The sequence below is a fragment of the Aeribacillus sp. FSL M8-0254 genome (genome assembly GCF_038008845.1).
In the GTDB taxonomy this organism is placed as follows: Bacteria; Bacillota; Bacilli; order Bacillales; family Aeribacillaceae; genus Aeribacillus; species Aeribacillus composti.
In genome coordinates, this window is sequence record NZ_JBBOZY010000001.1 from 2,071,288 (window position 1) to 2,093,214 (window position 21,927).

Here is a 21,927-nt window from a genome sequence, read left to right on the forward strand (position 1 = left end):
AGAAAGGGCTTTGTTTTGTCTTGCAAACTCACCCAGTGATACCTAGCCTCATATGAAGTTCGTGTTCCGAGAGACCTTAAAGTTTGCCGCTCGCTTCCTTCAGATTCCGCGTCACCACGGACACCCTTGCGTTAAGCTAACTGCTACTTCTGCCTTCGCAGCTCGGGACTTTCACCCTATAGATTACACCCATGCCGGGCGCACAGGAAAAAGCGACCTCCATCAGCGCATGATGGAGGTCTTTTTGGCAAAATGGCAGGAATATCGCTCACTATTATCTAATTCCAATAATATGTCTGCATGGTAGCGAGGAGGTGGTGTTGTGAATCAAAAGTTAAGTCCTCAGTCGGTGGCGCTAGTGACAGGTGCATCGAGCGGATTTGGGCTGCTAGTAAGCGTAGCGCTTGCTCGGGGAGGTTATCGAGTAGTCGCTTCGATGCGGAACATGGAAAACAAAGAAACTCTCGAAACAGCGGCACGCGAAGCAGGCGTTTGGGAGCAGATCGAAGTGGTGCCTCTCGATGTCACCAATTTCGCCGCGGCGGAATCGGTCGTGCACGATGTAATAAACCACTATGGACAAATCGATGTATTAGTCAACAATGCAGGCTTTGCCGTTGGTGGCTTTGTAGAAGAACTCTCTCTAGAGGAGTGGGAGCGGCAATTTGCGACGAACTTTTTTGGGTTAGTTGCGGTCACCAAAGCGGTGTTGCCAGTGATGCGAAAGCAGCGCAGCGGCAAAATCATCAACATTAGCAGCATTAGCGGTAGGATTGGTTTTCCGTCGATGGGACCGTACGTTGCCTCCAAGTTTGCCGTCGAAGGATTTAGCGAATCGCTCCGTTTAGAGATGTTGCCGTATGGGGTGTATGTCGTCTTAATCGAGCCAGGTTCGTACAAAACGAACATTTGGTCCAAAGGACTTCAAGGGGTGTCCATTCGTTCGAATTCGCCATATGCAAAAGAGATGAAAACCATTTTACAGTACGTGAAACGAGTAGCCAAAACGGCGCCGCCTCCTGACGAAGTCATTGAACATATTGTAAAAGTCGCCCAATCCCCGACTCCTAGTTTGCGCTACCCCGTAGGCAGAGGAGTCAAACTGATGCTAAGGCTGAAAAACTGGCTGCCATGGAAGCGATGGGAACGGATTGTCATGAAACAGTTTCATAAATAACAATAAGCGCCGCCTTTATATGAAGGGGCGCCCGTTGTTTTCGGCAACGCTTGTTGGAGCAATTGTAAAGCATACATCCTATTCGATTAAAGAAAAAGGGGAAGCAAAGTGGGATGGCTCGTCATTGTACTGATTGCATACGTACCGATTCTATAAAAAATTCATCAACGATTAGATGAACTAGAAAGAGAAATAAAACGTTTAAAGGGAGAAAACGGCCCTTTCTAAACAATATTCTGTTTCTAGTTTTTATATTTTAGAAGGGAATCGGAATTTAACCGCGAATTCATGTAAAGAAGGGGAGGCAGAGGGAATGATTATCGAGATGGAAAATGTTTCTTTTATTAGAGAAGACCGCGTCATTTTAGACCGTATTCATTGGAAAGTACAAGAAAACGAGCAATGGGTCATTCTCGGGTTAAATGGCTCGGGGAAAACGTCGCTACTTAATATCGTATTAGGCTATGAGTACCCATCAAAAGGAGAAGTTTCGGTATTAGGGTACCGATTTGGAAAAACGAATTTGCCAGAACTTCGCAAACATATTGGGTTTGTAAGCAGTGCGTTTGAACGCTTTCAACATACATTAGAATCCGAAACGGTGGAAGAGGTGATTGTTAGCGGAAAGTTTGCTTCGATTGGGCTGTATGAGCCTGTCACAGACGAAGACTTCCAACAAGCCGAACAATGGATGAATTCGTTTCGAATCGGTCACTTAAAAGGAAAAATGTACCGGACATTATCGCAAGGAGAAAAAAGAAAAGTGTTGATTGCTCGAGCACTAATGGCAAAGCCAAAGCTACTCATATTGGATGAACCGACCGTAGGATTAGATATGTTAACACGAGAAGAACTATTAGCACTAATTAAAGACGTTATTGCGAAAAAAGTATGCCACGTGCTATATGTCACGCATTACATTGAAGAAATCATCGAAGAAATGACACATGTTTTATTATTAAAAGATGGAAAAATCGTAGCGGCCGGACAAAAAGAAAAAATACTCACCGACAATTATTTATCAGAAACATTTCAAATAGGTCTGCATGTCCGTTGGGAACATAACCGGCCGTGGGTATCGATAAAAAACAGCCCTACACTTCAGCGGCTAGGAAAATAAAAGAGGACGACGGGCGTAAAACGAATGGAAAAAGGAGGGAAATTTCACTTCAATGACCGTAAATAAGTCAATAAATATGATAGAAAAATTGCAAGAGCGATTGAATCACCAGTTTACGGCTTTGGAAGAAGACATCCTTCATCTTATAAGAGAAGAACTGTTGTCATTAGAAATTACGCCCGAACCTTTTCGTACGGTAAGGCACGTTTGGGACGATATAGAGCTGTATTCTTTCGATGAAAATTTGTCCAATCGATGCGAAGAGAAAATACAAGCGTTTCTTTACGAGCTACTCGCTGATTGTGTGAAAGAATTAGGAATGGACGAAGTACGTACGTATCTCATAACCCAAGGGTGGCCAGATGAAGTAGAAGAAATGGACATGGAAGACCTTATTTACGAGGTAAATGAGCTATTAGACTGGGAAATCGCAGAAATCACATTGGATTTGCTCGAGCATTTTGGCCAGTATGAATTGTCATTTCTCTATCGCAAAGAATATCCGTTTCAACAGTTATATAAACAAATAGAAAAACCAGTGGATTTGCATTTTTTGAGCGACTCTCTATCTTCTTGGTTGTTTGAGAGAAAAGAACAAATAAAAAAACAACTACAAGAGGAAAACGGGGAAGTGCTATTAGACGGTTCATCAGAGATAACGGTCACTTGGAAAGAAAAATTAGTACGAACATTTTTTGACACAATAGATGTGGAACATGTGGCAAAAGTAGTTAAATATGTAGAAGTGGAATTGACGAACGAAATAAAAACTCGCTTTCAAGCCTTCCTTGCCCTTCGCCAAACATCTGTGTGGAAAGCTTGTGAATCCATTATTGATCAACACGTAGGCATATGGCTCCATGAAGTAAAAGAAGAAGCGGAAGCTCTGTACAATGAGTGGGATAGCCTTTGTCGCTTGCTCGAGAACAGTTGTTCTAAAGAGATGATAATCGTTCTTGATAAAATGCGGCGCTATCCGACTTTTATTAAAAAAGTAGATAAAAAGCGAAGAACGAAAGAGGAGTACGAAGCGATTTTATCTAAAATTGCATATGCGTATGTACAGTTGTTAAACGAAAAATATCAATGTTCGATCAAATGGAACCCTCAAAAGATGAACCGCTGGTTGAACACGTGGTTTACATCAATGGAGGAATTTGAACGATCGTTTCTTCATTCTAAGGAGTTTAACCGCCACTTAAAAGCGATAAGCAAGCAAATTTTTGCGCATCCATTATCACTTTCAGCTCCATCCGCGCACAAAAAATATATCGTCCATGTCGGTCCGACTAATTCTGGCAAGACATACGACTCGATTCAACGATTGCTTCAAGCAAAAACAGGAATGTATTTAGCTCCATTGAGATTGCTTGCGTTAGAAAAATTTGAAGAGATGCGTGCGCATGGCATTGCATGTGCGTTAATCACAGGGGAAGAAAGAAAAAATGTACATGGCAGTACCCATATAAGCGCAACGGTCGAGTCGGTGAATGTCACCGATGAATTCGATGTTGTTGTTATTGATGAATGTCAATTATTAGCGGATGAAACGAGAGGGGCTGCTTGGGTTAAAGCAATTGTTGGGGTGAACGCGAAAGAAATTCATTTGATTGCTGCACCGTATGCTGTTGACTTTCTTCAAACGCTTTTAACTTATCATCAGTTTGACTTTGAAGTGATCGAACACGAACGTACCACCCCACTCATTTGGGAAGAGGAGTCTTTTTCTTTTCCAAAAGACTTGCAAAAAGGAGATGCACTTATTGTTTTTTCAAAAAAGAAAGTTCTCCATGTTGCCGCTTTGCTTGTAAAACAAGGATATAGCGTTTCTGTTTTGTACGGAAGCATGCCGCCAGAAACAAGGAGAAAACAAGTCGGGCAATTTCGGAAAGGGTTAACCGATATATTAGTAGCAACCGATGCCATCGGAATGGGGATGAATCTTCCTATTCGAAGAGTCATCTTTATGGAAAGTGAAAAGTTTGATGGGAAAGCCGTTCGTACGTTAAAAGCAGAAGAAGTGCAACAAATCGCAGGACGGGCAGGAAGAAAAGGGATATATGAAGAAGGATTCGTTCGTGCTATGAGGGGAAGGAAGAAAATAAAAACGTTGCTAGAGACACCAGTCGCTCCTATTGAATATAGTTTTCTTCCTATATCTATCGAATCACTGAAAAAGTTTCCTTATGAATCATTCGATTTATTCAAACGGGCATGGGGCTTTTATCAAAACGAATTAAAAGAAACGCCTTATCGTGTTCATGGGGTAAGCGAATGGGAAAGAAAAATGTCTGTTTTAGAAAAAACATTGAAAGAGATGAAGATCGAGCTTCCTCTTTGGAAAAAATTATCTTTCTGTTTCGTTCCGTTTTCCATCGAAGAAACGACGATAACGGATTGTTGGTTAACGATGATTAGAGAATATTTGACGGAAGGGAAAGTAAATAGGCCGCCTATCCTTACGTCAGTCGATGCAATTGATGAATTGGAAAACAGCTATAAAAAGCTCATGTTATATACGTCATTTGCTTATTCCCAATCCTTGTCTTTTAACGAAGAAGAGGTTTTTGTGCTGAAAGAAGAAATTTCTGAAAAAATATTTGAAGTACTATCTAAACATTTGATACGCTATATGAAAAAATGTAAAATTTGCGATCAAGCATTGCCATGGGATTTTCCGTATCCTCATTGCCATCATTGTCATGAATATATGTATGATGAGATGTATTTTTAATTCGCTGTTCATCTTTCTATATAACTGTAGTTGAGCAATTTTAATTACAATAATTACCATGTAAAAGAGACAAACAGGGTACCCCTTATGCCACGTGGAGCTGTTTTTTCACGGTATCAATGGGAATATTTTGTTTCGCTGCACGGTAAATGAACTCCACGAGGCTATGTCCTTTTCTCTTGCGCAGAAGATCGAGCCCATCAGAAAAATCGCTGTTCGACTCGAACATGCTGTACACGTAAGCAAGCTGCACCAAGATCCAGTAGCGTTTCACCGCCCGACGTCCGCGAACGCGGTATCCATCGAGTTTCAGCTGGTCTTTCGCTTGACGGAAAAAACATTCGATCGACCAACGCTGGGCATAGTAGCGCAAGATCTCTTCATCGCTTAGATCCCGGTCGGTGCTCAAGACGCAGTGAAGATGTTCCGATGTCATCGGCTGATCGGCTTTCCAAGCGAGCAGCACCACGGCATCATCGAGACCTTTGAGAGAGCCTTCGTAGCGATAAACCCGATAACGCTCTTCTCCCACCGTGACGAGATGGGTGTCGTTCGGTTCGATATAGCGGGCAAACTGTTTGGCTTGGATGGCGATGCCTTTCGGATAGAGAATCCGGTTCGTTTTGAGCATCGCGATGACGTGAAATCCTTTTTTCAGGCAGGCTTCCACGAGTGTTTTCGATGGGTACCAAGAATCCATCAGCACATAAACAGAACCGTGCACATCCAAAGAAGAAAGCATCTCGATGGCCCATTGCCCCTTGCTTTTCCTATCCGCCTTGTCGTAGAGGAGAAACGCAAAGGGAAAGGCTTGCGTCATCGTATGAACCATGAGCCAGACGAGAGAGTGTCCCCAAATCGACTTTTTGTTCGCGTGAGAATAATGCCAATTACACCCTTCAATAGCGTGTTTCGCCTGTGACGAAGGTTTCGTTTTTCGGCAGATCGTATCATCGATCGAAACAAAAAGGGGTTGATTCTCCTGTTTGGCGATGCGTTCGACACGACGAAGCATCCACTGTTGAAGTTTGCGAAGCAGCGTCTCTTCATCCCAAGGGCTTTTCGTGAAAAAATGGCTGAGTGTCGTTCGATGATTGGGGTGAAAGCTCCAATGATGAAGATCGGTCAACGTTCCAGAAAAGCCTTTCGTGATCATCGCATCCACGATATGAACGAGATGCTTCATGACAGGTTTTGAAAAATAAAGTGCCAACCCCAACATCGTGAAAAACTTGTGGATTCCTTGATGATGTGCTAATCTATTCATGAGACATGAACCTCCTTGTGAATAATTTTGGTGACACATCTATTCTAATCAAGGAATCGGGTTCATGTCTCTTTTTTTGTTTGGTTGTAAATTTATGTTAGCGAATTTGCTCATCTACAGTTATTAAAATAAAACTAGCATCTCTAATTGAAATTTACTCATACAGAAATACTTAACCTTATTTCATGAAATCGAGTAGGAGGGGGTGACAACCCCATAGCCATCAAGTTAAGAATTTGGGCCTTTGTACACCGTTAAAAGCATGGTATCCTTTCTAGCGAATACTCTTCGTTAGAAAGGATTTTTTCTATGGAAAATCAAATGCAAGCATGGATGAAAACCATCCGCCAACTTTTCTCGCCTGAGACATTGACTCATCTTGCTCAAGAAACAGGATTTATCCAACGAAAACGAGCATTAACGGCAGAAGCATTTTTGACTCTTTGTGCATGGGGAGATGGCTCACTGGCACAACAATCACTCCAACGGTTATGTACGTCTCTCACGCTCCGCCATGACTGTTCCCTGTCCAGCGAAGGATTGAATCAGCGCTTTACCGAGCGAGCCGTGGCGTTTTTGCGAGAAGTGTTTTTCCTTCTCCTCCAACGACAACGTCCATTGCTTTGGTCCACCATCCAAACCTACCGGACGTGTTTTACTCGCTTGCGGATTTTGGATTCGACCAGTTTTTTGGTTCCTGCCGACTACGGGGAGGACTACCGAGGTTCCGTCTCATCAGGAGCGAAAATTCAGTTTGAATATGACTTGTTGTCTAGTGCCTGTCTTCAACTATGCGTTCAATCGGCCAATGACTCGGACGCCCGTTTTGCCTATCATGCCCAGCACACGATTTTACCGAATGACCTATGTATTCGGGATTTGGGCTTTTTCTCCGTTGCCGCACTAACCGAGATCGACGCCCGAGGAGCGTATTATATTTCTCGGCTCCGTTCCGATATGAAAGTGTATATCAAAGAGAATAGCCAGTGGAAGGAATGGGATTGGGAATCCGTTCCGATAAAACTTCAATCTCTGCGTTCTTTTTAAGCCGGGTAATGAATCGCACCCCTTCTCGGCATAAGCGGTCGAACTGTTTGTAATCGACATACCCTCGATCAAACAAGTAAATCGCATTTGGATCGATTTCAATGAGTTCGTCCATCTGTGTGCGATCGGCATGTTTCGCGGGTAAGATAATCCCTTGATCCGGAACAGTGATATCCTTCGTTACAACAACCTTTAAATGGAGTCGAACACCAGCCTTTGTCTTACGAAAAGTTGCCCATGGATATTGGCTCAAACTCATGCTCATCGTGGTAGAATCAATGACCAGAAGACGACCAATGTTTCGGATGATCGGGGCATTTTTCATTTGCCCTTGGATCTTTAAGACCAGATATTTAAATACTTTTTCAAACAGTTGAGGGGATAATTGGCCTAATTTGCGAGAAAGTTGCGAAGTACTAATTGCATCAAATTCCAGATATGTCTGCAACTCTTCCTTGTCTTTCAAATGTTTGGCCAATTTTGTTAAGCTTTCCAATTCATTTATCTGAGCGATGATACAAAGTTGTAAAAACTTATACACCGTTAATTTTTTAATGTATTTGTCAACGTCAATCACATTAATTAGTTTTGAAAAAGTTATTGGATCGATCTCTTTCAATAGTTCATTTATTGTGGATTCTGTGGTATTCTTATCCATAATGGTTTCTCCTTATTCTTAGGATTTGGATAGGACTGCCAATCCTAATTATAAGGAGTTTTTTTATATCCAAAAAGATGAAATTTAACATAAAATTGGGCTTGACAAATTAAAATTAACTTAATGCAATGCTACTGTTAAACTGTAGTTTTACGCAAAGTTTGAGGCAGGAAATAAAAAGTAATATAATGAAAGAAAATGGCCCGGATTGCGGCGAAGAAAAGGAGGGGCAGTGTTGACTGAACAGATCGAGCCAATCATTATTGAAGTGTTGACAGAAACGGTGTCCCCATATTTGATTTATTTGTTTGGATCAACGGTTGCAGGACATGTTCATCAAGACAGCGACATTGATATCGCTTTTCTCAGCGACCAAAAACAATTGGATCATTATGAACGATTTATGGTTGCGCAAGAATTGGCATCCAGGCTGCACCGGGATGTCGATCTTGTGGACCTCAAACAAGCAAGCACCGTGTTTCAGGCGCAAGTGGTCAGTAACGGCAAAGTCATCTATTGTACAAATGAACAGAAAAAAGCCGAATATGAATGGAGAGCCTTGAAGATGTATGCAAAATTGAATGAAGAACGCACGGAAATCTTGCGAAACATTAATGAAAGCGGGTCGGTTTATGAAAAATGATGTCATTTTAAATAAAATTAGCGTGATCGAGCGGTGCATAAAGCGCATTCACGAAGAATATGAGAACAACCCGAAAAATTTAGAAAACTACACGAAGCAAGACTCCATTATCTTAAATCTCCAACGAGCATGTGAAGCAAGCATCGACTTGGCGATGCACATGGTCGCACAGAAAAAGCTAGGCCTCCCCCAAAACAGTCGAGACGCTTTTTCTCTTTTAGAACAGCACGGCATCATCACTCCTTTTCTTTCACAAAAAATGAAAGCGATGGTCGGATTTAGAAACATCGCCGTTCACGACTACCAGGAAATTAATTTGACCATTTTGCAAAAAATACTTGATCACCATCTAACCGACTTTACCGAGTTCACGAAAGCGATTCTTTTTTATGAGCAGTAAAGCGGGCGGTGCAGATGCGCACCGTCCGAGCATGTTATTTAAGCAAAGACATAATTCAAGATAGAGACTTCTCATAAATCATTATTCCATCGCGCTCAATTTGCCGTTAGATTTCCTCATTCAGCGAATCGAAAGACAGCACATCACACGAATAAATGCCGACAATGTTGTCAATCTTATTCATGATTTTCCCTTTTTGTTTCCCTTATAATTAATGTACAAATCAATACCGTCTCTTTTGGAAGCTCGGTGTTTTCATATTGCACATCAACAATCCGGTCGCGGCCGGTTCGGTTCAAAAGCCCGTTCAAAAACGCAATCGTAATCCGCTTTCAGCTTGGGTGGCCGAACAGCTGCTTGAACATAAAATCCATTTTCAAGTCGAGGTATTCTTTTGGCATAGGAGGCTTTCATCCTTTCGAGGAATTTTTTTGAGGAAATATAGAGGATTTGCTTTTATTAAAACGGAATGAAGAGGAGAAATCAAGATTTGAAACAGAATTTTCTGGATAAAAACAGAAAGAGAGCCGGGTGATTTTTGAGAATATTACAGGCTCTCTTTTTCTGATATTCTAATAATCTTCGATCTACTTCAGGATGTACCAGACACCATGCTCAGGGGGAATTAATTTTATTTTTAGACTAACTTGTGAATTCTGAAAGTTTAACCAAGTTTTATATTCAATCTACGCAACATTTCAAATGTATTCACGTACTGTACATTAAATGCACGACAGACATTCGGGATAGGGATTCTTTTTTTTATATCGGCATTAAATTGTTCATGTGTAACTACTATAAAATTATATGTCTTTGCGAAAGCTACCAGCCAGCTATCCGCTACACTGGCGAAGTCATTTTTCGCAATGTCAAGATATTGGTTTTGATTAACTGCCCAAGTAATAATTTTCCGATATGTGTCAATAACTTCCTCTTTATCTGTCGGTTCAAACCATTGAGCAAAGTTATTATTTATCCACTTGCTCAATTCATCGTCTTTATGAAAATTATTGATTTCTTGACGAATTGTTGAAGTATTTTCTAAAGACTTATTACAATTCATCGTCTTTATGAAAATTATTGATTTCTTGTTTAACACGATCGATACTTATTATGTTACCGCTTTTGGCATGTTCAAACAGGGCATTCCAAAAGGAAGGAGCTATGTCAAAAGAATAATACCTGTTATAGGCCTCAATAAAGACATTGGCATCCAGTACAAATTTGTTGTTAGAGCTCATAACTTTCTCCCAGGATCTAAATATTCTGCGAACTTAGAAAAAGTTTTGCCATAAAGCCCAGTCAGTTGATAGGCTTCACGGTAGAGAATTGTTCCTTCCTTTGTAGCCCTTATTACAGCTTCTGCAAAACGGCGGCCGATACGTAAATGTTGAGTTGCGTAAAAGTTGCCCCCGCTAGTATCTTGATTTTCTTGGTAACGTCTTTCTATATAACAGGCTTGATAGAATTTAAAAAACTCATCTTTAGTAATTAGTTTCAAATCTAGCGCTCTACGGGCTGCAACAATTTCACTTACTTTGAAATTGCGAGCAATTTGTTTAAAACAATCTTCATATCTGCTTACTTGTTGCCGCATATCGAGCAACTCATCTTCGGGTACGAGAAACTCTGCAGCCGCTTTGTTACATACATGCTCGATTTTAATGTCAGCAGGCTGAAGATTAGTTAAATCAAATGCTGCGCTTGCTCCATACCAAATATGAGCGAGTTCGTGCGCCAATGTAAACATTTGTGCAGCTTTGCCATCTGCTCCATTCACAAATATTAAAGGTGCATAATCATCAATAAGCACAAAACCACGAAATTCATCGACATCCAATTTCCTATGCGTATTATTACCGACAACTCCATTGATCACTACAATAATTCCAATGTCTTCAATTTTTTTTATTAAGTTGCGTAAAGCTTCTTGCCAAGTTCCTTGCTTTGATGCCCAACCGTCTTTTAAACCTAACGTTCTTCTGATATCTTGAGCAACCAACTTTGGATCGTCTGATAAGTCTGCAGAACCTACATAATTTAAAGGTTCGTTTCCCAGTTGAATTAAATAATCACGCATCCATTGTTGACGCCTCTCCATAGTTTGAACGGTTTCTAAAAGATTGGGGCTGGGTTGAGTAGCAAATTCATCTTTAGTAGTGCGATAGTGGGGAATATTCAATTTCTCCTCTGGTGGATTAGGAAGAAAGAAATAACCAAGAGGTATAGCAGTTGCTTTTGCGAATTTTTCTAGCTGCTTAAGGGTTGGTTGGCTTTCATTATTTATCCATTCATTAAGCTTTGGGAATTTGCTCTTAAGCATGTCAAAATTACCAGTACGTTTTACTGCCCATTGTAGGACATTTGGTTTTACCTCAACCCTAGCCATGATGTTACCCTCCTCCTAGATATAGTATGCCACAAATTAAGTAAAGGAAAAAGAGATGTCTGTTAGATGATTGAGTCAAGAGTTTGTGGGAGATTTTTTTGATGTTTTTATACGTTGGATATATTTGGTTTTAACAACTTGATTTTTATAAGTATTTTGTAAGCGTTTTCTAATCCTCTCATCCTGTTTGTGTGTGCCTTCTTCGCTTTTTTTAAAACCCTTTCAATGCTTTTAATGCTTGGTAAATAGGCGTTCCTGACGAATGATGTAAATAGCGGATATTTCCCCGCACAAACTCAGCTACTCGTGTTCCTACGTGCTTGATTGCCTTTTTCACCATGGTTGGTTCCGTTTCTCTCTTTTCCTCTTGCGAAAGAATCTCTCCTTTCCATGTCTGAATCGTTAATCTGTCTTTTACAGCTACCATCACCTGTAAAAACGCTCGAATGCCTTCGTCACACCAACTCCGTCCACTCTTTACTCGCTTCGCAAAGACGTGCATCGTTCCCTCTGCGCTTCCCATCGGACGCATTCCTGTCGTATCTATCCCTTTCTCTCGCAACCACTCGCGATAATCACTCAAACAGCCCGGCATGGACTCAATCCGTTGGATCAATCTCTCTACTTGTTTTTCTTTCTTCTCGTCCCCTAGCGTCCCTACTGCGCTATACAGTTCGGTTAATAACCCTTTCTCATCAAACGTGGCTAGCTTCTTTCGTATCGTCCGGTACCGCGGATGATGTTGGAAACATTCGCGAATTTCTCGAGCGACATGAAACCGATCCAACTGGAAAAACACACGTTTCCCGAAGTACTCCCGACAAGCCGTAATCCACTCCGCTCCATCTCCATTGATCACCACCCAATCCCTCGTTGGGTCATAGCCGTATTCCTCGATCAAAAACCGTTCTAATCCTTCCCACACCGGCTCTTTTGTTTGGTGTACATAGTGCCGTTTTCCAACCAAGGATACCCGTTTCCCATGTGGCTTCCATCCTTGGTGCACCGCCAAAATTTTTTCTTCCTTCCCTCTTCGGCGACTTCGCTGCCGTTTCACATATAGTCCGTCCGCCTCCACGAACAACACCTGTCGCTCCATTTCCATCGGGCGATGCCTATCCACTGTCGCCTGTACTACCATCTGCCGAATCCACCGCATAGCCTACCATCTTCTCTAACGCTTCTGCGGCTTGGCGATAAGAAGGACCGGTAACGGCTAATTCGATCGCTGTTTCCTCCAATAACGGACTCATCCCCTTCGCTCCATCGAAGCCGAGAAAATGATCTAACAAACACGTATACACGCCTTTTTCTCGATCCAAATAGTAATTGCGTCGGATCTCCACCTCCCCAAAGAGCGTCTGGATGCGTACCGTTCGTTTATCTTTTAGGTAATAACGCTTTTTATCTCGTTGCTTGGCTATCTCTTCATCGAGCCATTCCAATATCTGTTGAAACATTCCTCCATAAGTTTCTTGCAACATCGAAAACAATTCCATTTCTAACTCTTTTAATGTTTGCCCACCTGTGATAAACTGTTGCATAGGACTCTCTGACCTCCTGTGTGATATGGTCGCACTTATCACCTTACAGGAAGAGAGTCCTTTTTGCCTCTATTTTGCTCATCCTCCTTCTTTTCAAGAAAACCTCCCCTTGAAACAGATGGAAGAGGATTTAGCTTCCTCCCACAAACATTTTACTCATACAAGAAATTAAACAAGGATTTTCCGAATTAAATATTGGATATCATTTAAGAAAAGCGAATATTACGAAACTTTCCGGGTATTCTTGTCTTACTGTTTTCAAACTGATTTTTCTTTTAGTCTTCCAATATAAGAACTGGTTTCGTGCTTTTATGAGTAAACGATCTCAGGATCTGCCTGGAAAGGATACAGTCTATCGCTTTTTAAATACACCAACCTATCATTGGAGAAAGTTTCTGCTTTCATTAAGCAGTGAAATGATCCGTCTGCTTCAACCATTAACTTCAAAAGATCGTGTCACAGCTTTTGTGATTGATGATTCTGTCTTTTCAAGAAACCGTAGTAAGTCGGTTGAACTGTTGGCTAAGGTTTTTGATCACTCTACCCATCAGTACTTGAAAGGGTTTCAAATGCTTACCCTTGGCTGGACCGATAGTTTTACTTTTATTCCCGTTGATTTTGCTCTTCTAAGTTCACCGAAAAAGGAAAATCGCCTGCAAGAAATCAATACCAATATTGATAAACGAACATCTGGCTATAAGCGTCGCCAGGAAGCTCTGAAATCAAAACCGGACGTGGCTTCAGCTTTACTTGATCATGCGCTTGAAAAAGGGATTATAGCTGACTATGTTCTCATGGATTCCTGGTTTACACAAGCGCCTTTAATTGAGAAGATTACGAACAAAGGGTTATTTGTCATTGGCATGGTGAAGCAATTAAAGCAGCGATACGTTTACAATGGTGAACGTTTCACACTGAATCAACTTTACAAATTGGCAAAACCTCACATGGGTAAAAAAGACATTCTCGGATCCGTTTATGCTACTTTAGACAATGGAATTCCAGTAAAAATTCTATTTGTACGAAACCGTAATAAACGGAGCGAATGGCTTGCCATTCTCAGCACAGATACAACATTAGAAAATGAAGAGATCATTCGTATTTACGGCATGCGTTGGGACATTGAAGTCTTCTTCAAATGCAATAAATCCCTTTTAAATTTAGAGAAAGAATTCCAGGGACGTTCCTACGACATGTTAATTAGCCATACAACCATTGTTTTTACACGATATATTCTCATTGCTTGGCAAATGCGAAAAGAGGAGGATTCTAAGACGATTGGCAACCTTTTTTACATCCTTTGCGAAGATGTAAAAGACATAGATTTTATTACTGCCCTCCAATCGCTTATTGACCTTTTCCAAACTTTGGCGAAATCCAAGGTTTCTTTGAACATGGACATCTTTAAAAATCAAATGAATAAATGGTTGGCTTCTATTCCTAATTATATCAAGCAATGCTTAAATATTTCTGTGTGCGAAAGTTGAGTTAATAAGATTTATTTTTTCTGTGTTTCGGTACTGTTCTCTAAGCAAGTGAAGCGTGTCGGAATCTAGCTTAGATATCGCCTCTAGCATGAGTTCTGGCTGTTTCATAAATGTACTTAACTCTTTTGCTAGTTCATACAAATATTTGACAGCACTTTCAACTTTAATCTGATCGTACTGCGCACTGCAAAAGAAGAAATCTTGAATATCAAGCATGGTTAAATCATGATAAGTGTTCTTTAAGTGTTGAAGGGCAATTTCGCACATTTGTAAATACGTCTCGTAGTTGTTGCCAACGGTTCGAAGCTTCATCTCAATCCCGTACGATTTTTTAAATCCATAAACACTTCTTGCTTGTAGAGAAGGTATTTTCTATAATCAAATGCGGCAAGCAAATAGGCAAACAGCGGTGCTCCAAGCGAAATGCTTGGATTATATGCTTTCCCCTTTTCCCGAAACAATTCACGATAAAGATGAATAAATGAACTGATTTAACAACATAGCAACCTCATGCGGACGCTCCTCAGCATACTTCACTAATCAGCCGTATTGCTCCAATGTACAAAACTTCCAGAGGAAGGATTCTCTTTCTGCAGCTTTTTTACAATATTGACAAACAATGCCTGTCACTGTTCGCCAAGAACGTCTTTCAAAACTGTTTGCGTTCATCATCCATTATGGGAAGGAATAGTTGATTTTCATGTATGGGTGGGGAGTAAAATTTACTCATGGATGTTTTTTGCGGAAAAAGGGAGGGCACCCGAAAAGAGAACGCCTAGCGAACACTTTTGGGTCCCATCATGTTCGACACATACTCTCGAACACTGAGCTCACGACAGAGGCTTTGCATAAATGACCTTTCCATCACGCATAATTTGCCGTTTTATTTCCTCATTCAGCGAGTCAAAAAACAGCACATCACACGAATAAATGCCGACAATCTCGTCAATGTCGTCCATTATTTTCCCCTTTTTATTTCCGGTATAATCAAGACACAAATCAATATCAGAATTATAGCGTGCCGTGTTTTTTGCGCGTGATCCAAACAAAATAACTTTTTGAATCTCTTTGTCACCTTCAAAATACGTAAGCAACCGCTCAAATACATTTTTATTAATTCCATACATCGCTATCAATCACTTCTTCTTTTATTTTTTGAAGCAACGCTTCGATTTGGTGAACATATTCATTTACGATTTTATTTTTTATTCGCTCATAATCTTCTTCGTTATACACATGGGCAGTTGCGTTTCGCGAACTCAGCATATCGTTCCATACATCAATATTTTCAATCCATCCTTCCTTAAAAGCTTGACGATAACATGCCCGCGGACTGTTTAGTTCAAGCCCGGATGACTTAAAAATTTTTGATAAAAGCTTCCAAAGTTGATCTTCTAAAATCTCATATTTTTTCACAATCGAATCTCTATACACTTCTTTCATCAATTCGTCTTCATTTGTTATTTGTTGCGATGCTGAAATCACATTTTTTAAGTGCAACAATAAACGAAATGCATATTGATACGACAACATGATCGATTCTTTGTATTTGTCAAACAAATCGTCCATTCCCAATCTACCGCCTTTCTCTTACATAATAACACAAAAAGGCTAAAACTATGTATGGCTTCTACAACAAACTGTTCATCAGCTTTAGACGTTTCTGAATCTCCTTGATCGTTCGCTGCATTGATCGTGTCAATCGCACTTCGAATCCTGCTTGGACCATCCATAAAGATAAGGATATGAATGATTGTTCCTAAACTTGAGGGGGATTGCAAAACGAGGGAAGATGATGAAACACTGGCTAAGGGGCTTTCACTTTTAAGCCAGAAACTTGAGGAGTATTTTTCGTTAAACTATAGTTTTACGCAAAGTTTGAGGCAGGAAATAAAAAGTAATATAATCGAGTAGGAGGGGGTGACTAACCCCATAGCCATCAAGTTAAGAATTTGATCTTTTTTCAGCGCCAAAAACATGGTATCCTTTCTAACGAAAATCATCGTTGGAAAGGATTATTTTTTGATGGCAAAAAAGATGAAGGCATGGATAAAAACGATTCGTCAACTCTTCTCCTCTGAAGAACTGACCCGTCTGGCACGGAAAGTCGGATTCATTCAGCGGCAGCGTTCATTAACAGCGGAAGCCTTTCTGACGCTATGTGCTTGGGGAGACGGATCGCTCGCCTGTCAGTCGCTTCAGCGGTTGTGTGCCGATTTGGCGCTCTGGCATGATTGCTCTCTCTCGAATGAAGGACTGAATCAGCGGTTTACGCCTCGTGCCGTGGCGTTTTTAAAAGAGGTCTTTTTTACTCTCCTGATGCATCAACGTCCGGCACTCTCTTCCATCACCGAGACGTATCGCGCTTGTTTCACCCGTCTGCGGATCTTAGACTCTACCAGTTTTTTACTTCCGGCCGACTATGGTGAGGACTATCAAGGTTCGGTTTCATCTGGCGCCAAAATCCAATTTGAGTATGAGCTGTTATCGGGAACCTGTCTTCAGCTGTGCGTCCAACAGGCCAATGATTCCGATGCCCGTTTTGCTTATCATACCCAGCACACGATTTTACCGAATGACCTTTGCATTCGGGATCTGGGGTTTTTTTCACTCGCCACGCTGGCGGAGATCGATGCTCGAGGTGCTTATTATATTACCCGGTTGCGTTCCGATATCAAAGTCTATATCAAACAGGACGGGGAGTGGCACGAATGGGATTGGGAATCGATAGGAAATCGATTGGGCGAGGGGGAAGCCGTGGAAGTGGAACACGTGTATATCGGACACCAACGCCTGTATGTTCCGCGTCTGATTTTTCGCCGTCTCACGGCGGAAGAATGGGAAAAACGGCTGACGTATGTGCGGAAAAAGGAAAAAAAGAAAGGGAAGGCGCTGTCACGCCAAACCCTTGAACAAAAGAAATATCACATCTTACTGACCAATTTACCACAAGAATCGTTTGATGCGCAACAAGTTTATGAGCTGTATTCGCTGCGCTGGCAAGTGGAGCTGTTATTTAAGGGCTGGAAATCCTTATTTGATCTTGACCGTGTCAAAAAGATGAAGAAGGAACGATTCGAATGCCACTTATATGGGACATTGATTGCCATTTTAGTCACGCAGACTCTTCTGTTCCAAGCCCGAAGGTATTGGCATCAACGGGAGGGAATCGAGATCAGTGAATGGAAAGCGCTTAATATCCTCCAATCGTATTGGCATCGGTTTCTTTTGCATCCCCAAGCGATGGAAACCGCCCTTCCATCTCTCCTATCTCTGTTAAGGAAACACGCGAGGAAAGACCGAAGGAAAGGAGAGGAAACGGTATCGGATCTTTTAAAGAAATTGGGGATATGGTAGTGTGGGTCATGGATATAAATGCCAAATAACCCTCTTCTTGAGGGTTATTTGGCATGCCCAGCATTTGGTTTTCTCTTCATCCTTTGATTGATTTTTCGAACATGCGTATCATCCTAAAAAATTTTATACCGCTAACTTGACGGGTATGGTGACTAACCCCCGACCTCTCACACCACCGTACGTACCGTTCGGTATACGGCGGTTCAATTAAGATAATTGACGCAAGTCTTTATAACTTCCGTGAATAGCTGTTCTCTTTATGCCAGTGGTCACTCCACCCTCCAAGAGGTCTCCCACGGGATTCACCGCTTCCTTCCTCAAGTGAGGTACTACGTTTTCTGTGTTCATCATGACTCACTGAATGCCAAGGGCTATTCTCTCTTAATTGTTCGGTCCTTCTTAGTTGTTCTAGACCAACTAATACTATGACCTCTGCTGACTTCTGACTGTTCAGCTATCTATCACTAGATAGGTTACCAAGGTTACTTGGCGTGCCAGCCAGACCTCCCCGGGTAAGAGTGTAATCTTTCCTTCCATCCATCTGCTTCATTTACTCTGTATCACCTTCGGCAGAAAGGGCTTTGTTTTGTCTTGCAAACTCACCCAGTGATACCTAGCCTCATATGAAGTTCGTGTTCCGAGAGACCTTAAAGTTTGCCGCTCGCTTCCTTCAGATTCCGCGTCACCACGGACACCCTTGCGTTAAGCTAACTGCTACTTCTGCCTTCGCAGCTCGGGACTTTCACCCTATAGATTACACCCATGCCGGGCGCACATGAAAGAAAACGGCCCGGATTGGGGCGAAGAAAAGGAGGGACAGTGTTGACTGAACAGATCGAGCCAATCATTATTGAAGTGTTGACCGAAACGGTGTCCCCATATTTGATTTATTTGTTTGGATCAACGGTTGCAGGACATATCCATCAAGACAGCGACATTGATATCGCTTTTCTCAGCGACCAAAAACAATTGGATCATTATGAACGATTTATGGTTGCGCAAGAATTGGCATCCAGGCTGCACCGGGATGTCGATCTTGTGGACCTCAAACAAGCAAGCACCGTGTTTCAGGCGCAAGTGGTCAGTAACGGCAAAGTCATCTATTGTACAAATGAACAGAAAAAAGCCGAATATGAATGGAGAGCCTTGAAGATGTATGCAAAATTGAATGAAGAACGCACGGAAATCTTGCGAAACATTAATGAAAGCGGGTCGGTTTATGAAAAATGATGTCATTTTAAATAAAATTAGCGTGATCGAGCGGTGCATAAAGCGCATTCACGAAGAATATGAGAACAACCCGAAAAATTTAGAAAACTACACGAAGCAAGACTCCATTATCTTAAATCTCCAACGAGCATGTGAAGCAAGCATTCGGGGCGTGACAGGCACGCAAGCTAACGGATGAATGTGTGGCACAATCGTCATTTGCATTTGGTGTTGTGTACAGCACTTCGTCGGATAAACGATTGGCGGCATCATATTTGGACGACAATGCATATTTCATACCCCTTTCGTATTGAATTTCGTTACATTACTAGCGTATGTATCAAGGGGTATACATGTACTAATGGAAATACCTATTTTACATGAACGTATAAATGTTATGCTTCATATTAGCAAAAAGGACGACTGTAGCCCCGATTAAAACGAAAAATAAGTACAAAATTTTTTTACTCATCATTCTCTCTCCGTAGCTTATATTGTTCACAAATATACATTCTACTCGATTCAATTGTATTCGACAAGCCGGAAAAATATTGTCATTTTTTGCGCTTCCCTCGGAAATAAAGCGTAAGATAAGCATGGCGTTGAAAATGAATGCTCCCCTTTTTATATGGGGGGTTTGAAACGATGCCAATCGGAATGCCTCCTTCTTTTAACAATACTGTTTTTTGTTCGTCCATGAATATGGCAGGAGGATGTCCTGCATTGACATACTCGATGACTTTTGTTTTTACATCAATGGTTCCATAAAACGCTGTAAAGTAATATTTCGTTTCTTTCCCGAATAACTGGAATGAGTGGCGATTTAATTCATGTACAACAGTAAGCGGATCTGTCACCTTCGTCATTAAACCGTGTAATAGCGAGCGAATCGACATGACAACAAGTGCTGAAGCCACACCGTGTCCCATGACATCAATAATGATAAAAGCATATAAATGCGGGCGAACTTGTTGCCAAAAATATAAATCGCCAGACAACTGGGATGACGGAATATAATGACCGATAAAATGAACATCTTCATTATTCATTGGTTCTGGAAGCAATCCTTCTTGAACGAGACGCGCCACACGCAAATCTTCATTCATCTTTTTTTGCATCGTCCACATATGACGATAACTTTCCATACAAACGCCCCCGCTTTAAATGCTTCTTCTAGCTTTTGTTCATCATCACATCCCGTGACCATCAACACTGGAACATGTTGGAGTTGCTCATGTTGTTTCAACCGCCGACACCATTCAATGCCATTCGTTCCCGGCATGCAAATATCCATTAAAATGACATCTACATGTTGTGAAAGTACAAATGCGTACGCTTCATCTGCATGTTCGAACGGATAAATGGAAATATGTTCAATATGCTCAAGCATCGCCTCCATCATTTCTAATGTCGGCATATAATCATCAACAATAACCACTTTCATTTTTGGCCGCCCTTTTCAACGTAATTTTCCTCTATTTCATTTATACACATCATACATTGAAAAAGGCTAGTGCAAAAATGAAAGTTTCGCAAATTTTTTATTTCCCGCTAAAATGAGGACGGCGCTTTTCTAAAAAGGCTCGAATGCCTTCCTCGTGATCTTTTGTTTTGCGCATATGTGCTTGATACACCGTTTCCATTTGCAACGTCTTTAACAATTGTTCTTCGCTTAAACGGGCATATAACTGTTTTGTCGCAATCATGGCACGAATCGGTTTAGATAACCATTCATTCACTTTTTGTTGAACGGTTTGCTCATTACCGATTTCATCAACGATCCCCATTTCGTATGCTTCTTGTGCACCCATCACTTTCCCTTCCCATATGACTTGCTTAGATTTTACATCCCCAATTTTCCGTTTTAAAAAGAAATGTCCACCCCCATCTGGGATGAGTCCAATTCCAATAAAATTCATGGCAACACGGGCTTGCTCATTTGCGATAACATGGTCACAGGCGAGCGCTAAACTAAATCCTAATCCGGCTGCGGCCCCATGCACGTAACTGATCGTTAGTTTTGGTAATTGATGCAATGTAATAGCAATTTGTTTGATTGTGTCCATTACAGTTATGAATGAATGTTCATTCGTTGATTGCAACATCGTTTTAATGTCGCCACCTGCACTAAACGCCTTACCGCGACCGCGAATGATGACGATATCCGCTTCGCTGTTTTCCACTTCCTTTAACGCCTCAAGCAATTCGAGCAACATTTGCTCATGCAAAGCATTTAATGCATCAGGACGATTCAATTCAATCGTTGCCACTCGACCCTCATATGACAAAATAATATGTTCCATTCTCTCCATCCCCTCTCTCATTTGTTCGCTGTTCTTTTTCGACGCATATGAATAAAATCCTGCAAAAAACAAAGCGAGTTTTACATACGATTGTTGTCACCATAAAAAAAGACGACATTACCCGTCGTCTCGTCAATTTTTCATTTTCACAAAGTTCGTCTTTTTTTTGACAAAAAACCGAAGGCGTTTCGCCTTCGGTTAAAACGGTCTCGGAAACGGACCAGAACCTGGACAAACAACATGTTGATGTGATATATCGTTAACAACAGATTGCGTATGTGGAAAATAATGTTGATGCTGGAACAAATGATGATTCACATACGTCGTATGTGACGGATGAATGTGTGGCACAATCGTCATTTGCATTTGGTGTTGTGTACAGCACTTCGTCGGATAAACGATTGGCGGCATCATATTTGGACGACAATGCATATTTCATACCCCTTTCGTATTGAATTTCGTTACATTACTAGCGTATGTATCAAGGGGTATACATGTACTAATGGAAATACCTATTTTACATGAACGTATAAATGTTATGCTTCATATTAGCAAAAAGGACGACTGTAGCCCCGATTAAAACGAAAAATAA

General features: G+C 41.3%; 22 protein-coding genes and 4 pseudogenes. 10 read left to right on the forward strand and 16 right to left on the reverse strand.

Annotation, left to right across the window (positions count from 1 at the left end):
- Positions 1-322 precede the first annotated feature (322 nt).
- The 3 genes from NSQ44_RS09995 to NSQ44_RS10005 all read left to right on the forward strand — a co-directional run bounded on the left by NSQ44_RS09995 (position 323) and on the right by NSQ44_RS10005 (position 5,031).
- Positions 323-1,177: an oxidoreductase gene (locus tag NSQ44_RS09995; RefSeq protein ID WP_340856963.1), complete on the forward strand. Its 855-nt coding sequence runs from the start codon at positions 323-325 to the stop codon at positions 1,175-1,177.
- Between the two features lie 313 nt (positions 1,178-1,490).
- On the forward strand, positions 1,491-2,297 hold the full coding sequence (locus NSQ44_RS10000; protein WP_268852900.1) for an ABC transporter ATP-binding protein: 807 nt from the start codon (positions 1,491-1,493) through the stop codon (positions 2,295-2,297).
- A gap of 52 nt (positions 2,298-2,349) precedes the next feature.
- Positions 2,350-5,031 (forward strand): helicase-related protein, encoded by a 2,682-nt coding sequence (locus NSQ44_RS10005; RefSeq protein WP_340856966.1) that lies wholly within the window; start codon positions 2,350-2,352, stop codon positions 5,029-5,031.
- A gap of 85 nt (positions 5,032-5,116) precedes the next feature.
- On the opposite strand, the gene NSQ44_RS10010 is transcribed toward NSQ44_RS10005, so the two are convergent.
- A complete protein-coding gene (locus NSQ44_RS10010; protein WP_340856967.1) occupies positions 5,117-6,298 on the reverse strand; it encodes an IS701 family transposase in 1,182 nt (393 codons plus the stop codon).
- Positions 6,299-6,607: 309 nt separating this feature from the next.
- Here NSQ44_RS10010 and NSQ44_RS10015 point away from each other — a divergent pair, with 309 nt between their 5' ends.
- A complete protein-coding gene (locus tag NSQ44_RS10015; RefSeq protein WP_340856968.1) occupies positions 6,608-7,345 on the forward strand; it encodes an IS4 family transposase in 738 nt (245 codons plus the stop codon).
- Here the strand turns inward: NSQ44_RS10015 and NSQ44_RS10020 are convergent.
- The gene (locus tag NSQ44_RS10020) at positions 7,269-8,003 is read right to left on the reverse strand and encodes an IS4 family transposase (protein ID WP_340856969.1); all 735 of its coding nucleotides are present in this window, start codon (positions 8,001-8,003) and stop codon (positions 7,269-7,271) included. The two genes, NSQ44_RS10015 and NSQ44_RS10020, sit on opposite strands and share 77 nt — an antisense overlap.
- 235 nt (positions 8,004-8,238) lie before the next feature.
- Here NSQ44_RS10020 and mntA (NSQ44_RS10025) point away from each other — a divergent pair, with 235 nt between their 5' ends.
- Positions 8,239-8,646, forward strand: coding sequence for a type VII toxin-antitoxin system MntA family adenylyltransferase antitoxin (gene mntA / locus NSQ44_RS10025; protein ID WP_111646590.1), 408 nt, complete (start codon positions 8,239-8,241; stop codon positions 8,644-8,646).
- On the forward strand, positions 8,636-9,046 hold the full coding sequence (gene hepT, locus NSQ44_RS10030; RefSeq protein ID WP_111646591.1) for a type VII toxin-antitoxin system HepT family RNase toxin: 411 nt from the start codon (positions 8,636-8,638) through the stop codon (positions 9,044-9,046). The genes mntA (NSQ44_RS10025) and hepT overlap by 11 nt, the downstream gene beginning before the upstream one ends.
- Positions 9,047-9,152: 106 nt before the next feature.
- On the opposite strand, the pseudogene NSQ44_RS10035 reads toward hepT, so the two are convergent.
- The 6 genes and pseudogenes from NSQ44_RS10035 to NSQ44_RS10060 form a co-directional block, all read right to left on the reverse strand.
- Positions 9,153-9,274, reverse strand: a pseudogene (locus NSQ44_RS10035) (nucleotidyltransferase domain-containing protein); the annotation flags it as partial.
- 8 nt (positions 9,275-9,282) lie between these two features.
- Positions 9,283-9,447, reverse strand: a pseudogene (locus NSQ44_RS10040) (PD-(D/E)XK nuclease family transposase); the annotation flags it as partial.
- Between the two features lie 263 nt (positions 9,448-9,710).
- Positions 9,711-10,145, reverse strand: a complete 435-nt coding sequence (locus NSQ44_RS10045; protein WP_340856970.1) for a DUF4411 family protein — start codon at positions 10,143-10,145, stop codon at positions 9,711-9,713.
- Positions 10,099-10,287 (reverse strand): DUF4411 family protein, encoded by a 189-nt coding sequence (locus NSQ44_RS10050; RefSeq protein WP_340856971.1) that lies wholly within the window; start codon positions 10,285-10,287, stop codon positions 10,099-10,101. The genes NSQ44_RS10045 and NSQ44_RS10050 overlap by 47 nt, the downstream gene beginning before the upstream one ends.
- Positions 10,284-11,435: an ImmA/IrrE family metallo-endopeptidase gene (locus NSQ44_RS10055; protein WP_340856972.1), complete on the reverse strand. Its 1,152-nt coding sequence runs from the start codon at positions 11,433-11,435 to the stop codon at positions 10,284-10,286. The genes NSQ44_RS10050 and NSQ44_RS10055 overlap by 4 nt, the downstream gene beginning before the upstream one ends.
- 211 nt (positions 11,436-11,646) lie before the next feature.
- Positions 11,647-12,979, reverse strand: a pseudogene (locus NSQ44_RS10060) (ISLre2 family transposase).
- A 149-nt stretch (positions 12,980-13,128) separates the two neighbouring features.
- Here NSQ44_RS10060 and NSQ44_RS10065 point away from each other — a divergent pair.
- Positions 13,129-14,466 carry an IS4 family transposase gene (locus tag NSQ44_RS10065; RefSeq protein ID WP_445659531.1) on the forward strand — a complete coding sequence of 446 codons (1,338 nt, stop codon included), beginning with the start codon at positions 13,129-13,131 and terminating at the stop codon, positions 14,464-14,466.
- Here NSQ44_RS10065 and NSQ44_RS10070 read toward each other — a convergent pair.
- From NSQ44_RS10070 to NSQ44_RS10080, 3 genes are all read right to left on the reverse strand, one after another.
- A complete protein-coding gene (locus tag NSQ44_RS10070) occupies positions 14,440-14,778 on the reverse strand; it encodes a hypothetical protein (protein WP_094245929.1) in 339 nt (112 codons plus the stop codon). The two genes, NSQ44_RS10065 and NSQ44_RS10070, sit on opposite strands and share 27 nt — an antisense overlap.
- A gap of 518 nt (positions 14,779-15,296) precedes the next feature.
- A complete protein-coding gene (locus tag NSQ44_RS10075) occupies positions 15,297-15,593 on the reverse strand; it encodes a nucleotidyltransferase domain-containing protein (protein WP_003397908.1) in 297 nt (98 codons plus the stop codon).
- The gene (locus tag NSQ44_RS10080) at positions 15,580-16,035 is read right to left on the reverse strand and encodes an HI0074 family nucleotidyltransferase substrate-binding subunit (RefSeq protein WP_111646635.1); all 456 of its coding nucleotides are present in this window, start codon (positions 16,033-16,035) and stop codon (positions 15,580-15,582) included. The genes NSQ44_RS10075 and NSQ44_RS10080 overlap by 14 nt, the downstream gene beginning before the upstream one ends.
- Before the next feature lie 456 nt (positions 16,036-16,491).
- Between NSQ44_RS10080 and NSQ44_RS10085 the strand changes: the two genes are divergently transcribed.
- The 3 genes from NSQ44_RS10085 (at position 16,492) to NSQ44_RS10095 (ending at position 19,231) form a co-directional block, all read left to right on the forward strand.
- Positions 16,492-17,823, forward strand: coding sequence for an IS4 family transposase (locus NSQ44_RS10085; RefSeq protein WP_044899035.1), 1,332 nt, complete (start codon positions 16,492-16,494; stop codon positions 17,821-17,823).
- A gap of 822 nt (positions 17,824-18,645) precedes the next feature.
- Entirely contained in the window at positions 18,646-19,053 is a 408-nt protein-coding gene (mntA, locus tag NSQ44_RS10090; protein WP_340856974.1) for a type VII toxin-antitoxin system MntA family adenylyltransferase antitoxin, read from the forward strand.
- On the forward strand, positions 19,043-19,231 hold the full coding sequence (locus tag NSQ44_RS10095) for a hypothetical protein (protein ID WP_340858300.1): 189 nt from the start codon (positions 19,043-19,045) through the stop codon (positions 19,229-19,231). Before mntA (NSQ44_RS10090) ends, NSQ44_RS10095 begins: the two co-directional genes overlap by 11 nt.
- Here the strand turns inward: NSQ44_RS10095 and NSQ44_RS10100 are convergent.
- From NSQ44_RS10100 to NSQ44_RS10120, 5 genes and pseudogenes are all read right to left on the reverse strand, one after another.
- A pseudogene (locus NSQ44_RS10100) lies at positions 19,225-19,323 on the reverse strand (CotD family spore coat protein); the annotation flags it as partial. The gene NSQ44_RS10095 and the pseudogene NSQ44_RS10100 sit on opposite strands and share 7 nt — an antisense overlap.
- Positions 19,324-19,586: 263 nt before the next feature.
- Positions 19,587-20,177, reverse strand: coding sequence for a PP2C family protein-serine/threonine phosphatase (locus NSQ44_RS10105; RefSeq protein ID WP_340856975.1), 591 nt, complete (start codon positions 20,175-20,177; stop codon positions 19,587-19,589).
- Positions 20,135-20,476, reverse strand: coding sequence for a response regulator (locus NSQ44_RS10110; protein ID WP_340856976.1), 342 nt, complete (start codon positions 20,474-20,476; stop codon positions 20,135-20,137). Before NSQ44_RS10110 ends, NSQ44_RS10105 begins: the two co-directional genes overlap by 43 nt.
- Before the next feature lie 97 nt (positions 20,477-20,573).
- Positions 20,574-21,335: an enoyl-CoA hydratase gene (locus NSQ44_RS10115; RefSeq protein WP_003396031.1), complete on the reverse strand. Its 762-nt coding sequence runs from the start codon at positions 21,333-21,335 to the stop codon at positions 20,574-20,576.
- 198 nt (positions 21,336-21,533) lie between these two features.
- Positions 21,534-21,767: a CotD family spore coat protein gene (locus tag NSQ44_RS10120; protein WP_340856977.1), complete on the reverse strand. Its 234-nt coding sequence runs from the start codon at positions 21,765-21,767 to the stop codon at positions 21,534-21,536.
- Positions 21,768-21,927 lie beyond the last annotated feature (160 nt).

Bases quoted from the DNA above. Each gene is read 5' to 3' on its own strand.
- NSQ44_RS10080 (WP_111646635.1), bottom strand. From the start codon at position 16,035: ATGGACGATTTGTTTGACAAATACAAAGAATCGATCATGTTGTCGTAT.
- NSQ44_RS10095 (WP_340858300.1), top strand. From the start codon at position 19,043: ATGAAAAATGATGTCATTTTAAATAAAATTAGCGTGATCGAGCGGTGC.
- NSQ44_RS10105 (WP_340856975.1), bottom strand. From the start codon at position 20,177: ATGGAAAGTTATCGTCATATGTGGACGATGCAAAAAAAGATGAATGAA.
- NSQ44_RS10120 (WP_340856977.1), bottom strand. From the start codon at position 21,767: ATGCATTGTCGTCCAAATATGATGCCGCCAATCGTTTATCCGACGAAG.
- NSQ44_RS10050 (WP_340856971.1), bottom strand. From the start codon at position 10,287: ATGAGCTCTAACAACAAATTTGTACTGGATGCCAATGTCTTTATTGAG.
- NSQ44_RS10115 (WP_003396031.1), bottom strand. From the start codon at position 21,335: ATGGAACATATTATTTTGTCATATGAGGGTCGAGTGGCAACGATTGAA.
- hepT (WP_111646591.1), top strand. From the start codon at position 8,636: ATGAAAAATGATGTCATTTTAAATAAAATTAGCGTGATCGAGCGGTGC.
- NSQ44_RS10020 (WP_340856969.1), bottom strand. From the start codon at position 8,003: ATGGATAAGAATACCACAGAATCCACAATAAATGAACTATTGAAAGAG.
- NSQ44_RS10070 (WP_094245929.1), bottom strand. From the start codon at position 14,778: ATGAAGCTTCGAACCGTTGGCAACAACTACGAGACGTATTTACAAATG.
- NSQ44_RS10085 (WP_044899035.1), top strand. From the start codon at position 16,492: ATGGCAAAAAAGATGAAGGCATGGATAAAAACGATTCGTCAACTCTTC.
- NSQ44_RS10055 (WP_340856972.1), bottom strand. From the start codon at position 11,435: ATGGCTAGGGTTGAGGTAAAACCAAATGTCCTACAATGGGCAGTAAAA.
- NSQ44_RS10015 (WP_340856968.1), top strand. From the start codon at position 6,608: ATGGAAAATCAAATGCAAGCATGGATGAAAACCATCCGCCAACTTTTC.
- NSQ44_RS10000 (WP_268852900.1), top strand. From the start codon at position 1,491: ATGATTATCGAGATGGAAAATGTTTCTTTTATTAGAGAAGACCGCGTC.
- NSQ44_RS10075 (WP_003397908.1), bottom strand. From the start codon at position 15,593: ATGTATGGAATTAATAAAAATGTATTTGAGCGGTTGCTTACGTATTTT.
- NSQ44_RS10110 (WP_340856976.1), bottom strand. From the start codon at position 20,476: ATGAAAGTGGTTATTGTTGATGATTATATGCCGACATTAGAAATGATG.
- NSQ44_RS10005 (WP_340856966.1), top strand. From the start codon at position 2,350: ATGACCGTAAATAAGTCAATAAATATGATAGAAAAATTGCAAGAGCGA.
- NSQ44_RS10010 (WP_340856967.1), bottom strand. From the start codon at position 6,298: ATGAATAGATTAGCACATCATCAAGGAATCCACAAGTTTTTCACGATG.